The following is a 16528-nucleotide window of genomic DNA, read 5'->3' on the forward strand; positions in this document are numbered from 1 at the left end:
GATCTATTATGGCAGGAGGTAAAGAAACCCCAAGGCAGAAGATGATTGGTATGATGTATCTCGTACTGACAGCTCTTTTGGCCTTACAGATTAAAGATGCAGTACTCGAAAAGTTTGTATTGATGGAAGCAGGCTTGGAAACTTCAAACCAAGTTTATGCAACAAGTAATGCACAAGTTTTAACGAGTATCGACAAGGCGGCTAGAGACCAAGGAAATAAAGATACTGATGTAGCCGTAGTGAATGCTGCGAAACAAGTTCGCCAAAAGACTACGGATATTGTGCAGTACCTAGCGGAGATCAAGGAAGAGGTTGGTTTGACAACAGCTGGAAATGATAAGGATGCAGTTTATAAGAGAAGCACTTTAAAGAAATATGAAGAGCCCTCGAATTATCTTGTGGAGCAGAAGAAAGCCGATGAGATGAAAGTTCGTTTAGATACGTATAATGACGAGATGAAATCAGTTTTATCTCAAATTGGTATCAACAAGAACTGGGCATCATTGGCCCTAGATGCTAGCGAAATAGATTTCTATAAGAATAACCCAGAAGAGAAAGGAAAAGATTTTGCAAACTTGAACTTTTACAAAACACCTTTGGCTGCGGTCTTAGCTCAATTGACCTTTTATGAGAACCAAATTTACGCCCGTGAATCGGAAGCATTAGGTTTACTAGGTGGTAGAGTTGGAGCAACAGCCGTAAAAGGGTTTGACCAAATTACAGGCACAGTTTTGCCAGTTTCAAACGTTGTTACTGCAGGTACTGAGTTTGAAGCTGAACTATTCTTAACCGCTTCTAACTCGGCATTGGAACCTACTATGACTTATAATGGGTCAAAACTAACAGTTGAAAACGGAAGGGGAAAAATCAAGTTCAGAGCATCTGCGACTAATTATGTAGATAACATTTCTAAGCAGAAATTTGAAGCAGAAATTACATACAACGATGGGGGAGAGATTAAGACCGTTCCTATCGTACATGAGTTTATGGTAGCTGAGCCAGTAATTCAGTTTGAATCAGAGGCCATTCAAAACCTTTATCAGAACTCTGCCAACGTTTTACAAGTGAATGTTCCTTCTTTAGGTCCTGCTTACAACCCTTCTTTTACAGTGCAAGGCGCAGAACAACGTGAAGGTTCCAAAAGGGGAGAGTTAGTAGTAATTCCAACAATAGGCACTAGAAATGTGGTTATTGGCGTTAGTAGTGGAGGAGCCAAAATTGGTGATAAGACTTTTACTGTAAAGTCTATACCAAGACCTAGGTTTGTGGTTGAAGTTGACGATAAAGTCTATAATGCTGAAAAGGGTTACAGTGGTATTCCAAATAAAGTAAGCTTAGTATTAGAGCCTGATCCAGATTTTCTGAAGAACTACCCTGATGATGCTCGATTCTTTGTATCAAAGGGTAAGATAATTTTGATTAAGAATAATCGTGAGAGTGGTACTATTAATATAACCGCAGCACAAACTGATTTCGAATTGACAGCATTTAAATCTAATATGAGGGCTGGTGATAGGATTAGGGTTATTGTAGAAGAATATACGCGCTTGAACTTTGCCAATAAGAATGAAGTGGTGAAGTATAGCGATGCACAAGAAATAAATATTAATTAATTATGAGAACTCTCTCAGCAATTTGTTTTTTACTCTTAGTGAGTGCCAGTAGTTTTGGTCAGGCCAATTCTAATGGAGCCGCACCGATTGATAGTGTACAAAACTCAAGAAGGTATAATATTAATTCTGTTAGGCCAATCCGAAATGAGGATGTAATGTTCAGCATTAGGGTATGGTCAAAAATGGACATGAGAGAGAAGTCTAATGAGGGTTGGAATTCCAGTCATTCTAAAATTGTTGAGATCATTTTCGAAGGCATAGACCTGTGGTATAACTCTGCTGAAGGGGAAGGAATTGCTCCTTATAATCCATTAACGCAAGGTTATGAAGCTTCAGATTTACTCTCTGATAGAAATGCATATACGGACAGGGTGATCATTGATGGAACCAAGGGGGAAGATGCTACTTTGGATGAAGTAGAGCGCTGGAGAACTGAAGCCATTACTCGTGGGGTTGAGCCTGAGCAATACGTACAACAGAAAAGGCAAGAGAAACTGGCTCCTGACAGTATTCCAAAGGGCCAAATTGCCATGTTGGAAATTGAAGAGGATTTGATGTTTGACAGAAATAGATCCCTACCAATTTGGGATATACAGTCTGTAAAAGTGGTGGCGCAATCTGATATTGCTGGAGGCATTGAAAAGGAAATGGTAAGAATCAAATACAAAGACTTGGTTGCCTATTTAGATAAAGTGTATAGTGAAAGCTTTGCCAATAAAGAGGCTAATGTAAGGGCATTTTGGTTTAATCCCCGTAACCCTCGAAACTTTGGTATTAGCTTGAGTAATGCGTTTGATATGCGATTGTTCAGTTCCAATATCATCAAGTTCTCAAACCCAAGTGATGTGGCCATGGAGCAGTTCTTTGAATCTCAAATTGGAGCAGGAAAGAGAAGTTTGATGGAGATTTCAAGGGATTTCAGGTATCAGCTATTAGAAACAATGCATAACCTTTGGGAATACTAAAGAAGGTTAGAAAGTAATTATAAATGAAAAAGGAGGCTTATGCCTCCTTTTTTTGTTGGAAAAAAATCTGAATTCGCCTTGCCCGACTCTCTCCGGCTATCGCAGACAATTCTTCGAAACTAGCCTTTTCGATTCCACTCATGGTGCGAAACTCTTTGAGCAACTTGTCTACCGTAAACCTTCCGATACCTTTCACATTCTCAAGTTCAAAGTTGAAACTGTTTTTGCTTCGTAAATCGCGATGAAAAGTGATGGCAAAGCGATGAGCCTCATCTCTTAATTTTTGAATCAATCTCAACGACTCTGACTTTTTATCAATGTGGAGAGGGAATGAATCTTCTGGAAAATAGATTTCCTCTAGCCTTTTGGCGATACCAATAATGGGGATTTGTCCATAAATACCCAAGGTTTTCAAGGCTTCACAAGAAGCGCTTAACTGGCCTTTACCTCCATCGATGACGATGAGCTTTGGCAACGGTTGATCCTCTTCCAAGAGACGCTTATATCGCCTACCTACTACTTCTGTCATAGAAGCAAAATCATCGGGGCCAATCACCGTTTTAATTTTGAAATGGCGGTAATCTTTCTTTGATGGGCGCCCCATTTTGAAACACACCATTGAAGCCACTGGGTTTGTTCCTTGGATATTTGAGTTATCAAAGCATTCAATATGCACGGGCAATTCTTTCAGTTGAAGGTCTTTTTGCAACTGCTTCAATACTCTGTTCCCTTTGTCCTTTACATTGTCCAGCGACTGATATTTTTCTTTTTTCGCAAATAGTGAGTTCTTCAAAGAGAGTTCTACCAATTTACGCTTATCTCCAATTTGAGGCACAACGGGCTGAAAGGTTTCGGAGCCTAGATCTATTGGCTTATTGGTAAGGATTTCCTTTGTAATGCTTTGGTAACGATCTCGCATATCCACCAACATGAGTGATAGAATTTCTTCGTCCGTTTCGTTGAGTTTTTTCTTAATCTCATTGGTTTTGGAGAGATTAATCATTCCATTTTTAATTCGGATATAATTGACAAAGGCGTACTTTTCATCAGAAACAATGGAGAATACATCTACATCCGTAAGCTTTGGGCTTACTATCACTGATTTAGAATGGAATTCATCTACCAACTCGAGCTTTTCTTTAAATTCTTGCGCTTTTTCAAATTGTAGCTGTTCGGCAGCTTCTTGCATTCGCTCTTTGAAGTAGTTTTTGGGTAGTCCCAAATTTCCTTTCAGAATATTCAATGCCTGATCAACATCTTTGAGGTAATCTTCTTCGCTTTGAAAAGCTTCGCAGGGTCCCTTGCAATTACCCAAGTGGTATTCTAAGCATACTTTGAATTTTCCTTTTGCGATGTTCTCTTTAGATAAGTCATAGCGGCAAGTACGCAAAGTGAATAAACTATTGATCAGTTTGAGCACATTGTTCATGGCCCTTACATTGGTAAAAGGTCCAAAATATCTACCAAGGGAAGGGATCAATTTACGCGTACTGTAAACTCTTGGGAATCGCTCATTGGAAACACAGAGGTAAGGAAACGTCTTATCATCCTTGAGCAGAATATTGTACTTAGGCTGGTTCTGCTTGATCAAATTATTCTCCAGCAACAGTGCGTCAAACTCGGAATTGACCAGCACAATTTCGATGCTCACAATTTCGCTGACCATGCGACTGGTCTTCTTACTGTGCTGTGCTGACTTGTTGAAATAACTTGATACCCGTTTTTTTAAAGATTTTGCCTTCCCCACATAAATGAGCGTATCCTCAGCATTATAATACCGATAGACGCCCGGATTGTCGGGTAATTTTAAAATATCCTTTGGTGAAAAGCGGGTCGCCTCCATTGAGCAGTTTAGTATATTTCCGGATCATAAATTGTAGAACCAGAGGTGGTATCCTGCGGTACGAGTATGTCTTGAAACTTCTGGCAGTCGATCTCCATATCAAGGTTAGCTGGACGCTCAAAAAGCCCTTTCTGGAGGTTAATGGTACTGTCTTTATAAACTTTTTCAAAGAATCGACCTACAATTGGAAGTGCTGTTCTTGCCCCTTGTCCATCGGCCCAATAGCTAAAGTGAATGGCACGATCATCTCCGCCTACCCAAGCACCAGCTACTAAATCTTTGGTTACGGCCATAAACCAGCCATCGGAAGCATTTTGTGTTGTTCCTGTTTTAGAGCCTATTGAGTTTTCAGTTTGGTTAAAATTTGTGATTTTGTACTCACTCCAAAGCCTGATACCAGAGCCATTAGTAGTATTTTCTTGTAACATATTCAACATTACATAGGCCACATCTTCGCTGATGGCTCTTTTCTTTTGAGGCACTTTGCTCCAGATTACATTACCAAAGCGGTCTTCAATTTTGGTAACATAATGGGCTTCGATATGTGTGCCTTTATTGGCAAATGTGCCAAAAGCCGAAACCATTTCTTTTACCGAAACATCCACAGTGCCCAGTGCAATAGAATAATATGGACCTACTTCCGATTCAACCCCTAGTCTGTTGGCCATTTTTGAAACATTATCGGGTTTTACAATGTCCATTACTCTTGCCGATATAGAGTTCACGGATTTTGCCATGGCAGTTTTCATTGTCATCTTTTCACCGCTGAAAACATTATCGGAATTCTGAGGGGACCAAGGGTTTGATTGTCCGGGGATGGGAATCGTAATCGGTTGATCTACAAACTCATAACAAGGAGAGAATCCTTTTTCAACGGCTGTGGCGTATAGGAATGGCTTAAATAATGAGCCTGCTTGCCTTTTCCCCAATCTTACGTGATCAAATTTAAAGTACTCATAATCAATGCCTCCTACCCAAGCCTTGATTTGGCCATTGTGAGGGTCAGCCGCCATAAAGCCAGCTTGTAAAAAGTGTTTGTAATACTTTATTGAGTCGATTGGACTAAATACAGTATCAATTGCTCCCTTCCAGGAGAACACTTTCATCGGAACTTTCTTATTCAAATAGTAATCTATTGAGTCGGAGCCTTCGCCATATTCTTTCTCCAAGCTTCTATATCTTTCGGTTCTAGGTAGTATTTTTTCTATAAAGTCTTTGATTACTCGGCCTTGATCATCAATCCATGGCTCGCGCATATTTCCGTTGGCATCCTTCAATTTGTTGAAGAAACTGGATTGAACTTGGCGCATGGTGCTGTCCACTGCTTGTTCTGCATAGCGCTGCATTCTGCTGTCAATGGTGGTATAGATTTTTAGGCCATCGGCAAACAAATCGTAGCCTAAATCTCTGGCAATTACAATAAGGTCTTTCTGTACCTCTGCTCTAAAATATTGGCCTGGACCAAAGTTTTGGTCTTGGGCGTTATAATCAAGCACGATGTCTTGAGGGGCCAAGGTATCATAGGCCGCTTTGTCTAGATATCCGTACCTCACCATTTGGTTCATTACGACATTCCTTCTCGACTTTGAGTTTTCTGGATTTCTTAAAGGATTATAACGCGTAACTGCTTTTTGAAGACCCACAAGTACTGCTGCTTCTTCTACATTGAGTTGTTTTGGCTTTTTATTGAAGAAACTCTCAGCGGCAGACTGAATTCCAAAAGTGTTGTTTCCAAAACTCACTTGGTTGAAATACATCGCCATCAGTTCGTCTTTGGTATATGATCGCTCTAAACGAACTGCTAAAATCCATTCCTTCGTTTTGTAAATAAGTTGATCAAGCAAGCCGTTAACGCCTTCTAGTTTTCCTTTTTCTTCCTCTTCAATAATACGGGTATCAAACAGGTTTTTGGCCAATTGCTGGGTTACTGTACTTCCGCCTCCTTGTGGGTTGAAAGTAATCACCCCGAAAGCAGCCCTTAGCATACTGCGTAGGTCAATTCCGGAATGGCCGTTGAAACGTATATCTTCTGTTGCTTTTAGCGCATTGATCAAGTTAGGACCAAGCTGGTCATAGGTTACTGGCTTCCGGTTATCTCTGTAATAGGCACCAAGGATTTCATCATCGGCACTAAAAAGCAATGAGCTTAGATTTTGTTCAGGATTTTCTAGTTGGCTATAGCTGGGGAGTTCTCCAAATAATTGGCCCGTATTGCTACTTACTGCCCAGATGTACACTGGGAAGCCCACAAAAGCCAAAACGAAGCCCACCCAAAGGAGTATCGTTAACTTCTTGAGTATTTTTTTGTCACCTTTCTTTTCTTCCTTGGCCATGTCTATTGATAGAATCTATTATGAAATCTGAGGTAAGCCTCTAACGCTTTAGTTTGAAAGAGCATCTGAAAGTTATCTCGTGATATTGCAAAATTATTAAAATTTGAATCGACTTCTATAGTGAAGTCTGCTAAAGCTTTTTTGAATGCCCTATGATAGGCCTCTACTGTTTTCTTATCTTCAAAAGAATTGATGAACATGATGCCCAGCTTTTTACTTTCATCAAACTCCAATTGTCCCACACTTAGTTTTAGATGGGAGAATGAATTTTTATTGAAATTTTCAATTGCAGCTTTTAAATCAGTAGTCTTAGTTACTTCATTGTTATATACAATCGCTAAAAGGTGAAGTTGTTTAAGGTCTTCGCTGTATTCAAAGTCATCACTCCTTACGATGGTTTCCTTTATTGGGTTAACGGCTAGTAAAAGATCTTTAGCGTAATTGGTCAAACGGCCTTCTGGATACTTTTCTACAAAGTTTTTTAAGGCCTCTTCATACGAAAACAAGTTTTCCGTTTTGGCTTTTAATATGGCCGAAAGCAGCTCTACAGTGGGTAGAAAGTCGACATCTTCAAATGATTGCAAGGCGCCTCGTAAAATCTGATCGGCCTTCACATATTCTCCATTCTCATAAGCGCCATAGGCCGATGCATATACTTTTTGCAGTGCTTTGTTGCGCGCTTCTTTTTCAGCCAAGTAATTCGGGTTGATGAGCGTTTTAGCAATCAACGATTCAGGGAAAGTAGCAATAATTTGCTGCTTATAACCTTCGGCTTGGTTCGCGTCAGTTTCAAGGTACAGTGTATACAATGCAAAAAGGGCATCGAGCTTATATATCGTATCAGGGTATTTTTGAACAAGTGTTTTGTAACTGATGGCCGCCTTGGCGTCTTTTCCCAGTCCAAACCTATATACAGCCCCTAATTTAAAGTAAGCTTCCTGAATCTCTAAGTGCAGTTGATCCCTTGCCTCTGGTGTGGTAGGAATAGTGGCCAGTAGTTCTTTTTTCTTTGCAGCCCTTCCTTCATCAGCTGAAGCGGCTTCTTCTGGTTTTTCAGTTGCGTCAGCCGTAATGGCTTCATCGGTTGATTCCTCTGTAGTTGAAGAAGCCTCTTTTGAAGAGCGCCTCCAGTTGTCTTCCAGTTTTCTGTTGCCCCAACGTCTTTGAAATTCTATTGTTCCAAGTTCTACTGCCGCATCGTTGTAATAATACCATTCGCTTGAAGGCGTATTGGAAGTAAAACCGCCAGCGCTGGAAGGGGAGATAACGGAACCTGTAGAAGCCTGATTTTGTCTTTCTTCTTTTTCGAGTGCTTTGGCCTCTTTTTCTTGTTGGTTCAAGTAATTATCAAGGAAGGCATCTAATGATATGGCGGGTAGTTCTGCCAAAGAAAGCAAGCTGTCATTCACCTGAATGGTTTTGAGTTGTGTTACAAAGTCGGTGAGCACCTCTTTTCGTTTTACATGAATCGCGTAACCATCAATATCGGCTGGCATTATTGAAACCGCACTGTCATAATAATTGCTTGATAGCTGGAATTTCTCATAGATATCAAAATAGAGCTGGCCAATCCTTAAATAAGAAAGTGATTTCTGTCGTGGCGAAGGTTCTTCAACCGCCACTGCTTTCAGGTAGTTGCCAATGGCTAGGTCATAATGGGTTTGCTTCTTTTCGAATTCTCCCATTTCGTAATAGATCTTGCCTTGGTATTCTTTGTTTTTTCCATCCTTTAAGAGCTGAGCATAAAATTTCCTGACCCTTTCTATTTCGGCTGCGCCATTTACCGTACTCACCTGTTGCATATTCAGCTTGGCGTGAAAAGTAAGGTCATAAGGTGGGGTGCCTGCCAAGGAGGCTTTGTAGTATTTATAGGCTTCGGCATTTTGCCCTTTTTCTTGTTCTATTTGTCCTAGAATAAAATTGATTCTAGACTTCGTGTCTTTTTTGGTAATGACTTCCGCCACCTCTTTGAGGTTTGAGGCCATGGCTTCATAGTCCTGCTCACGTTGATAGTAATACGCCAACATCACTTTATAATTGGCCATGTTTTCATTATCAAGCTCCTCAGTTTCCAGATAATTAGAAACCTCTTTGGCCTTATCCTTATCGCCAGCATCCATGTAGGTTTGCATTAAGGCGATCAATGAAGCATGTCTGGTTGGATCGTCTTTGCTGGTTTGATTAATATACTGAAGGGTTTCTATAGCAAACTGAAATTCAGCCCTGAGGTGGCGAATTTTACCAATAATTAAATAATTGTCATCCGTCCAGTCGCTTGTTCCGTACCACTCAATAACTTGAGAAGCTTTTTTAAATGCATCGTCTAGCTTGGCCTTGTTGCTCTTTATGATACCTGAATCAATATCTGGGTAGATTTTTAGTACTTGATCGTAATTATACTGGTATGAATCTTCAATTTGTTGATTGACTTCATTTAAATATTGGTTGGCATAGAAGTATCCGTTGTACCGAGCGTTCATGTTCTGATACCCTTTCGAATTGCAGCCTATGAAGAGCGAAGTAATGGCCAGCAGACCAAAAAATCTGGCGATATGTAAAAATCTAAATCTCAAAATCTCGTTTACCCGATTAAGGAACGAAATTAAATCTTAATTAATACAAATAAAGGAAGTGGATTATCTATTAATCTATATTTTTGTTTCCCTTAGAAAATAACCGTGGCGAAGAATAAAAAAACACTCTCGAACTGGTTGAATAACAGGCATATCCTGATTATTCAGAATGAGGAAGACTTTTCTCATAAGGCAACCTACAATTTCACTTATGCTAGGATTGTCTTTTTTAGTCTTCTCGCCTTGATTATAGTTTTTGTAATCAGCTTTTACTTGGTAAATACGGTTTTGGCCCAGTGGTTTGATCCTACACATGCTGAAAGAGAAACCAGAAAGGATTTGGTGACTATGAGCCTTTCGCTGGATTCATTGGCCACAGAACTAGAAAATAGAGATCTCTTTATTCAAAGTATGAAACGGGTTTTGGATGGGGATCAGGCAACGGAAGGCGAAGAGCTCGCTGAAACTAGCGCTGATGCGGTTCAACTCACAAGAGATCCTAATTCTCAAGAAATTGATTCACTCTTTAAGTCTGAATTTGAAACAGGAGGTGATTTCCTTCTAGGTCGAAATATGGATAATATGGAGTTGAGGCAGACGTATTTGTTTTCACCGATCAGTGGTTACGTTTCTCAATCTTTCGACCCAAGAAACGAGCACTTTGGAATTGATGTGGTTTCAAAGAAAGATGAGCCGGTAAAATGTATAGCAGATGGAACCGTAATATTTGCTTCATGGACACAAGATGCTGGAAATGTAATAGCCGTTCAGCATAAAGAAAATTTGATTTCAGTGTACAAACATAATTCTGCACTTACTAAAGAAGTCGGTAATTTCATTAGCGCAGGTGAGATTTTGGCCATTATCGGAAATACTGGGGAGTTGACAAATGGGCCACATTTGCATTTTGAGCTTTGGTATAACGGAAGTGCTGTGAATCCTGAAGATTTCATTGTATTTTAGACCCTCCCAACTCAACTATTAATAATATGTTTACATCCAAGGAAGAAAAAAGGGCTACCGAAGAACAAAGCAATACCAGTAATATTATTGGTAAAGACACGACCCTTGAAGGCAGTATAGAGTCTATTGGCAATATAAGAATTGAAGGCAAAATATTTGGTCACGCCAAGGCTAAAGCCAAATTAGTAATGGGCGTAGATGCCATACTCGATGGTAATGTGACGGCCCGTACTGCTGAAATTGCTGGAACGATTAAAGGCAATATTGAAATTTCTGAACTGCTGATTTTAAAGCCCACCGCAGTAATTAATGGCGATATACTCACCAATAAATTGGTAGTAGAGCCAGGTGCTACTTTTAACGGAGGCTGTAAAATGGGCTATTTGGCCAAAGACATTGAAATAGCAAAACCTTTAAGTCAGTCGAGAGAAGGGACAATAAAGAGTGCCTAAGCCTCAAATAGGTTTTTGAAGGGCTCTTTTAACAAAACATGTATTCTGAAATGATTCCTGAGGATAAGAAGTCAGAAAAGAAACCTTTAAAACGTGCAGGGAATGCTTACCTGAAATACTCACAGCTAGGCATTCAACTGTTTGTTACTATTGGCCTCTGTGGCTGGTTAGGGTTTAAAATGGATGAATGGTGGAACAATGGTAAATCCCTCTATATTATTATCATGATCTTCATCGGTGCTTTCGGAGCCTTTTATATGTTATTTAAATCTTTACCGAAAGACAACTAAGCCAATTCTTTGGCCTAAATTTGTGGCCATGCAAAAGTTGAGTAAACAAATTGCCCAAACTTTAATATTCTCTGGGGTAATTGCAGCCTTAGTTTTAGGCTTGCAACAAATCGAAGGTTCTGAAAGTTTTATTCATTCCCAAATCTGGCCGATTCTTATTTTCTCGGCTGTACTCGGGTTGATTATTGTTGGAATGAGCCATTGGGGGGTTAAAAACTTAGACCCACAGAGCCGCACCAATCTTTTTTTAGGAACCACAGTTTTAAGGCTAATCTTTAGTATGGTCTTTATAGGTATCGTTCTTTTTAGAGGAGTTGAGGATCAAATGATTTGGGTAGCTAATTTTTTCGTGGTCTATTTATTCTATCTAGTGTTTGAAATATATACCATTCTGTCTAACTTGCGCCAAATTTCAGGATAGGGGTTAAAAACCATGATGAGACTACCAAAGATGAATACTTCCAAAATACTGATGATTAGCCTCTTAATGGCTCTTTTTAGTGTTTCAGGTTTAAATAATTTGAGAGCCTCTAGCGATAGCGATGGAGAGGAGAAAGCGGCTGGTGGTACTGATTTTATCATGCACCATATTACAGACGCCCACGAATGGCATTTAATTACGCTTGGTCATACCCACGTTACCATTCCTCTACCAGTAATTATTTATGATTACGAGCACGGATTCAAAGTTCACATGTCATCTGAATTTGTGGATGCAGATCACAATCCAATTGAAGTAGATGGTTACATGCTAGAGCATGGCAAACTGCACTCTACAAATCATGCAGAATTCCTTGATTTATCGATTACCAAAAACGTAGCATCACTTATTATAAGTATTGTTGTTCTATCATTGGTGTTCATTACTGTAGCAAAGCGCTATAAAAAAGGAGTTTCAGCACCAAAAGGTATTCAGTCGTTTTTCGAGCCTATTATTGTTTTCGTAAGAGACGATATCGCTAAAACTAATATTGGTCATAAATATGAGCGCTTTATGCCTTATTTATTGACCCTGTTTTTCTTTATCCTTTTCAACAACTTATTGGGCTTAACGCCAGGTGCAGCTAACCTTACAGGTAATATTGCTGTCACCATGACTTTGGCCTTAATCACATTCATCATTACCAATGTGAATGGAAAGAAAGCCTATTGGATGCATATTTTGTGGACACCAGGTGTTCCGCTTCCAGTTCGACCAGTAATCTTGATTGTAGAAATTATCGGAATTTTCACTAAGCCTATTTCATTGATGCTTCGTTTGTTTGCTAGTATTACAGCTGGTCACATCGTTGTATTGAGTATTGTAGGTTTGGGCTTTATACTTCAAAGTGTCGCAGTTGGTGTGGTGGGAACACTCTTCTCTACTGTCATTTTGATCATTGAAATTGTAGTTGCCTTAATTCAGGCCTACGTGTTTACCTTGTTCTCATCTATGTACATCGGCCAAGCCGTTGATGACGGACATCATTAATTAGAATCTTTGTTTCATATATTAATAGACAAATTATGTTCGCTATTTTATTAACTGCTGGTTATGCCCTTATGGGAGCTGGTATTGGTGCTGGTCTTGTTGCAATAGGCGCAGGTCTTGGTATTGGAAAAATTGGTGCTTCTGCTATGGAAGGTATGGCTAGACAACCTGAAGCTGCAGGTAAATTGCAGTCAGGGATGTTGATCATCGCTGCCCTTATTGAAGTAATCGCCTTGTTTGGTGTAGTAGTGTGTTTCTTGTTGGCTAACAACGCGACAATCACTGGTGCTCTTTAATTTAGGTAATTGAATTAATGAATTCAGGCTTGTGCGTTAGGCACAGCCTGAGTTTAATTTTAACAAAAAGCGATATGGACTTATTACTACCAGATTCAGGATTAATAATCTACCAAGTGGTAGGCTTTGTCATTCTATTATTTGTTTTGGGCAAATTTGCTTGGAAACCAATTTTAGCTGGCTTAAAAGAAAGAGAAGAAACTATCGAGAGCGCATTGCTTTCTGCTGAACAAGCAAAAAATGAAATGCAGGCGCTTCAGGCAGATAATGAAAAACTATTAAAAGAAGCGAGAGCTGAAAGAGATAGTATTTTAAAAGAAGCACTTACTGTGGCCTCTACTATTAAGGAAGAAGCCAAATCAGAAACTTCTAAGATCACTGCTAGAATGATAGAAGATGCTAAAGCAGTAATCGAAAATGAGAAAAAAGCGGCTTTAACCGATGTAAAGGTATTAGTAGCTCGTCTTTCACTCGATATAACAGAGAAACTGTTGAGAAAAGAATTGGCCGATCAGAGTGCTCAAAAAGAGCTCATCGATGGCCTTGTAAAAGATTTGAACCTTAATTAGGTATAAATGTCTGTATACAGAATTGCTTCCCGTTATGCCAAATCACTGCTTGAACTAGCAGATGAGAAAGGTATGTTGGAAGACGTGAACAAAGACATGCTGCTATTTTCTCAAATGATTGAGGAAAACAGGGACTTTTTACTTTTGTTAAAAAGCCCGGTAGTGCCGCATGACAAGAAATTGACCATACTCAATCAAGTATTTGAAGGTAAAGTGAACAGCCTTACTTTGAGTATATTCAAAATTCTTGCAAAGAAACACCGTGAACAATATCTTCCTGCGATTGCAACAGAGTTCCACCATCAGTACAATGTTAAAAAAGGAATAGCAGAGGCTACGGTCACTACTACCTTCCCTATTGACGCTGGTTTGAGAGCAGAATTTGAGGCAGTAGTAACGAAGATTTCTGGCAAAAAAGTAGAACTGACTGAAAAGGTAGAGCAAGACCTTATTGGTGGGTTTATCTTGAAAGTTGGAGATCGTCAAATTGACGATTCAATCAATTCTAGATTGAAAGCATTGAAATTAGAATTTAGCAAAAACCCTTACGTAAAGGAGTTTTAAATAATTAACACATAACTGTATCATAACATGGCAGATGTAAGACCTGATGAGGTTTCAGCAATTTTGAGAGAGCAACTCTCTAACTTTAAATCAGAAGCTGAATTAGAAGAAGTAGGTACTGTATTGCAAGTAGGTGATGGTGTAGCCAGAATCTACGGCTTGTCTAAAGCGCAATCAGGAGAACTTCTTGAATTTGAAAACGGACTGAAGGCCCTAGTATTGAACCTTGAAGAGGACAATGTAGGAGCTGTATTACTTGGTGAATCAGCTGAAATCAAAGAAGGCGATACTGTTAAAAGAACAGGTAAAATCGCATCCATCAATGTAGGAGAAGGAATGGTTGGCCGTGTGGTTGACACCCTTGGTACCCCAATTGATGGTAAAGGACCTATTTCTGGCGAAACGTTTGAAATGCCTTTGGAGAGAAAAGCTCCTGGGGTAATTTACAGACAGCCAGTAACAGAACCTCTTCAAACAGGTATCAAGGCGATTGACGCAATGATTCCAATTGGAAGAGGCCAAAGAGAATTGGTAATTGGTGACCGTCAGACAGGTAAAACTGCTGTAGTTATCGATACTATTCTTAACCAAAGAGAATTCTACGAAAAAGGAGAGCCTGTATTTTGTATCTATGTTGCCATAGGTCAAAAGGCATCTACTGTAGCAGGAGTAGTAGCAGCCCTTGAAAAAGGTGGTGCAATGGATTACACTGTTGTGGTATTGGCCGGTGCTTCTGATCCTGCTCCAATGCAGTTCTTCTCGCCAATGGCAGGTGCTGCTATCGGTGAGTACTTCAGAGATACAGGAAGACCAGCTTTAGTAATTTATGATGATTTGTCTAAGCAAGCAGTTGCTTACCGTGAAGTTTCTCTTCTTTTGAGAAGACCTCCGGGACGTGAAGCTTATCCGGGTGACGTATTCTATTTGCACTCTAGACTTCTTGAAAGAGCTGCAAAAATTAACGATAACGATGATATTGCACAGGCAATGAACGACCTTCCTCCTTCTTTAGTAGGAAAAGTAAAAGGTGGTGGTTCTTTAACAGCCCTTCCAATTATCGAAACACAAGCAGGTGACGTTTCTGCTTATATTCCAACCAACGTAATTTCAATTACAGACGGACAGATTTTCTTGGAAACCAACCTTTTCAACTCTGGTGTACGTCCTGCAATTAACGTAGGTATCTCTGTATCAAGAGTAGGAGGTAACGCTCAGATCAAATCAATGAAGAAAGTTTCTGGAACCTTGAAGCTTGATCAAGCTCAGTTCCGTGAATTGGAAGCTTTTGCAAAATTCGGTTCTGATTTGGATGCATCTACTAAACTTACTATTGATAGAGGTAGAAGAAACCAGGAAATTCTTAAGCAAGCACAGTTTTCTCCATCACCAGTAGAAGAGCAAGTGGCAATCATTTATGCTTCTGTAAAAGGTCTTTTAGATAAAGTGCCGGTTGAAAAAGTGAGAGAGTTTGAGAAGGAATTCTTAACAATCATGAGAACTTCTGAAAGAGCAGCACTTGATTTATTGAAAGCAGGTAAGCTAGACGAAGCTGCTACTTCAGCAATCGAAAAGACTGTAAAAGACTTAGCAAGTAGGTATTAATTTCATTAAGCCTAAATCGTAATAGATGGCGAATTTAAAGGAAGTAAAGGAAAGAATTAAGTCGGTATCTTCTACTCAGCAGATTACCAGGGCCATGAAAATGGTTGCTGCTGCCAAGTTGAGAAGAGCTCAGGATAAGATCATTCAATTGAGACCTTATTCAGAGAAACTATCGGCCATTCTTGCCAATGTATCTGCTGGTAACAGCGATGAGTCCATGACAACTTACGCCCAAGAGCGTGAAGTAAAAAATGTACTTATCGTTCCTGTGACCTCTGATAGAGGACTTTGTGGAGCATTCAACTCAAATATCAACAAAGCATTAAATGTAGTAGTCAAAGCCCATGAGGGTGCAGCTATTCATGTGATGCCAATTGGTAAAAAAGCGTTTGATATGTCCAAAAAGCAGAAATTCACTAATGTGACTGCTTATTGGGATATGTTCTCTAAACTGAGCTTTGAAACCGCTCGTGAGGCAGCTGAATTTGCCATGAACGGTTACGTGGAAGGGAAATATGACAAAGTTGTATTGATCTACAACGAGTTCAAAAACGTAGCAACTCAAATCATTCGAAGCGAGCAATTGCTTCCAATCGTTCAGGTAGAACAAGACAATGAAGCTTCTTCTACAGGTACTGACTATATTTTTGAGCCTTCAAAGGATTTTATCGTTGAAGACTTGATTCCAAAATCGTTGAAAATTCAGTTTTACAAGGCAATATTAGACTCTAATGCTTCTGAGCATGGTGCTCGAATGACGGCCATGGGCAAAGCAACAGATAACGCTGGTGACTTGTTGAAAGAACTGAAATTGATGTACAACAGAACACGTCAGGCAGCCATTACCAAAGAAATCCTAGAGATTGTTGGTGGAGCAGAAGCTTTAGCTGCTGATAAATAGAAATTCAATTGTAATAAGTAGAGAAAGCCCTTTTGAGAAATCAGAGGGCTTTTTTGTTTGCTTCTGGTTCGTAACTTTCCATACATTTGATCT

Annotated in this window: 15 protein-coding genes; 12 read left to right on the plus strand and 3 right to left on the minus strand. The window is 39.6% G+C overall.

What is annotated here, in order from left to right; genetic code table 11:
* Positions 1-8 precede the first annotated feature (8 nt).
* Both gldM and VOI17_RS02775 read left to right on the plus strand, forming a co-directional pair.
* Positions 9-1613: a gliding motility protein GldM gene (gene gldM, locus VOI17_RS02770; RefSeq protein ID WP_323755705.1), complete on the plus strand. Its 1605-nt coding sequence runs from the start codon at positions 9-11 to the stop codon at positions 1611-1613.
* A gap of 2 nt (positions 1614-1615) precedes the next feature.
* Positions 1616-2578 (plus strand): hypothetical protein, encoded by a 963-nt coding sequence (locus VOI17_RS02775; protein WP_323755706.1) that lies wholly within the window; start codon positions 1616-1618, stop codon positions 2576-2578.
* A gap of 37 nt (positions 2579-2615) precedes the next feature.
* Here the strand turns inward: VOI17_RS02775 and uvrC are convergent, their stop codons facing one another.
* From uvrC to VOI17_RS02790, 3 genes are read right to left on the minus strand one after another with little or no spacing between them, the layout of a single operon-like run.
* Positions 2616-4421 (minus strand): excinuclease ABC subunit UvrC, encoded by a 1806-nt coding sequence (gene uvrC, locus VOI17_RS02780; RefSeq protein WP_323755707.1) that lies wholly within the window; start codon positions 4419-4421, stop codon positions 2616-2618.
* Between the two features lie 8 nt (positions 4422-4429).
* Entirely contained in the window at positions 4430-6754 is a 2325-nt protein-coding gene (locus tag VOI17_RS02785) for a penicillin-binding protein 1A (protein ID WP_323755708.1), read from the minus strand.
* A gap of 2 nt (positions 6755-6756) precedes the next feature.
* On the minus strand, positions 6757-9327 hold the full coding sequence (locus VOI17_RS02790; RefSeq protein ID WP_323755709.1) for a hypothetical protein: 2571 nt from the start codon (positions 9325-9327) through the stop codon (positions 6757-6759).
* Positions 9328-9432: 105 nt separating this feature from the next.
* On the opposite strand from VOI17_RS02790, the gene VOI17_RS02795 reads away from it, so the two are divergent.
* The 10 genes from VOI17_RS02795 to atpG all read left to right on the plus strand — a co-directional run bounded on the left by VOI17_RS02795 (position 9433) and on the right by atpG (position 16435).
* Positions 9433-10290 (plus strand): M23 family metallopeptidase, encoded by an 858-nt coding sequence (locus VOI17_RS02795; protein ID WP_323755710.1) that lies wholly within the window; start codon positions 9433-9435, stop codon positions 10288-10290.
* A gap of 26 nt (positions 10291-10316) precedes the next feature.
* Positions 10317-10742 (plus strand): polymer-forming cytoskeletal protein, encoded by a 426-nt coding sequence (locus VOI17_RS02800; RefSeq protein WP_323755711.1) that lies wholly within the window; start codon positions 10317-10319, stop codon positions 10740-10742.
* A 38-nt stretch (positions 10743-10780) separates the two neighbouring features.
* Entirely contained in the window at positions 10781-11032 is a 252-nt protein-coding gene (locus tag VOI17_RS02805; protein WP_323755712.1) for an AtpZ/AtpI family protein, read from the plus strand.
* Positions 11033-11060: 28 nt separating this feature from the next.
* Positions 11061-11453 carry a hypothetical protein gene (locus VOI17_RS02810; RefSeq protein ID WP_323755713.1) on the plus strand — a complete coding sequence of 131 codons (393 nt, stop codon included), beginning with the start codon at positions 11061-11063 and terminating at the stop codon, positions 11451-11453.
* A 12-nt stretch (positions 11454-11465) separates the two neighbouring features.
* Positions 11466-12503, plus strand: a complete 1038-nt coding sequence (gene atpB, locus VOI17_RS02815; protein WP_323755714.1) for a F0F1 ATP synthase subunit A — start codon at positions 11466-11468, stop codon at positions 12501-12503.
* A gap of 35 nt (positions 12504-12538) precedes the next feature.
* Positions 12539-12799: an ATP synthase F0 subunit C gene (atpE, locus tag VOI17_RS02820; RefSeq protein WP_416376041.1), complete on the plus strand. Its 261-nt coding sequence runs from the start codon at positions 12539-12541 to the stop codon at positions 12797-12799.
* 74 nt (positions 12800-12873) lie between these two features.
* Positions 12874-13368: a F0F1 ATP synthase subunit B gene (gene atpF / locus VOI17_RS02825; RefSeq protein WP_323755715.1), complete on the plus strand. Its 495-nt coding sequence runs from the start codon at positions 12874-12876 to the stop codon at positions 13366-13368.
* Between the two features lie 6 nt (positions 13369-13374).
* Positions 13375-13932: an ATP synthase F1 subunit delta gene (atpH, locus tag VOI17_RS02830; protein ID WP_323755716.1), complete on the plus strand. Its 558-nt coding sequence runs from the start codon at positions 13375-13377 to the stop codon at positions 13930-13932.
* A 27-nt stretch (positions 13933-13959) separates the two neighbouring features.
* Positions 13960-15534 (plus strand): F0F1 ATP synthase subunit alpha, encoded by a 1575-nt coding sequence (atpA, locus tag VOI17_RS02835; protein ID WP_068411252.1) that lies wholly within the window; start codon positions 13960-13962, stop codon positions 15532-15534.
* A 25-nt stretch (positions 15535-15559) separates the two neighbouring features.
* Positions 15560-16435: an ATP synthase F1 subunit gamma gene (gene atpG / locus VOI17_RS02840; RefSeq protein WP_323755717.1), complete on the plus strand. Its 876-nt coding sequence runs from the start codon at positions 15560-15562 to the stop codon at positions 16433-16435.
* Positions 16436-16528 lie beyond the last annotated feature (93 nt).

The sequence above is a fragment of the Roseivirga sp. genome, assembly GCF_034669765.1.
Taxonomy (GTDB): Bacteria; Bacteroidota; Bacteroidia; order Cytophagales; family Cyclobacteriaceae; genus Roseivirga.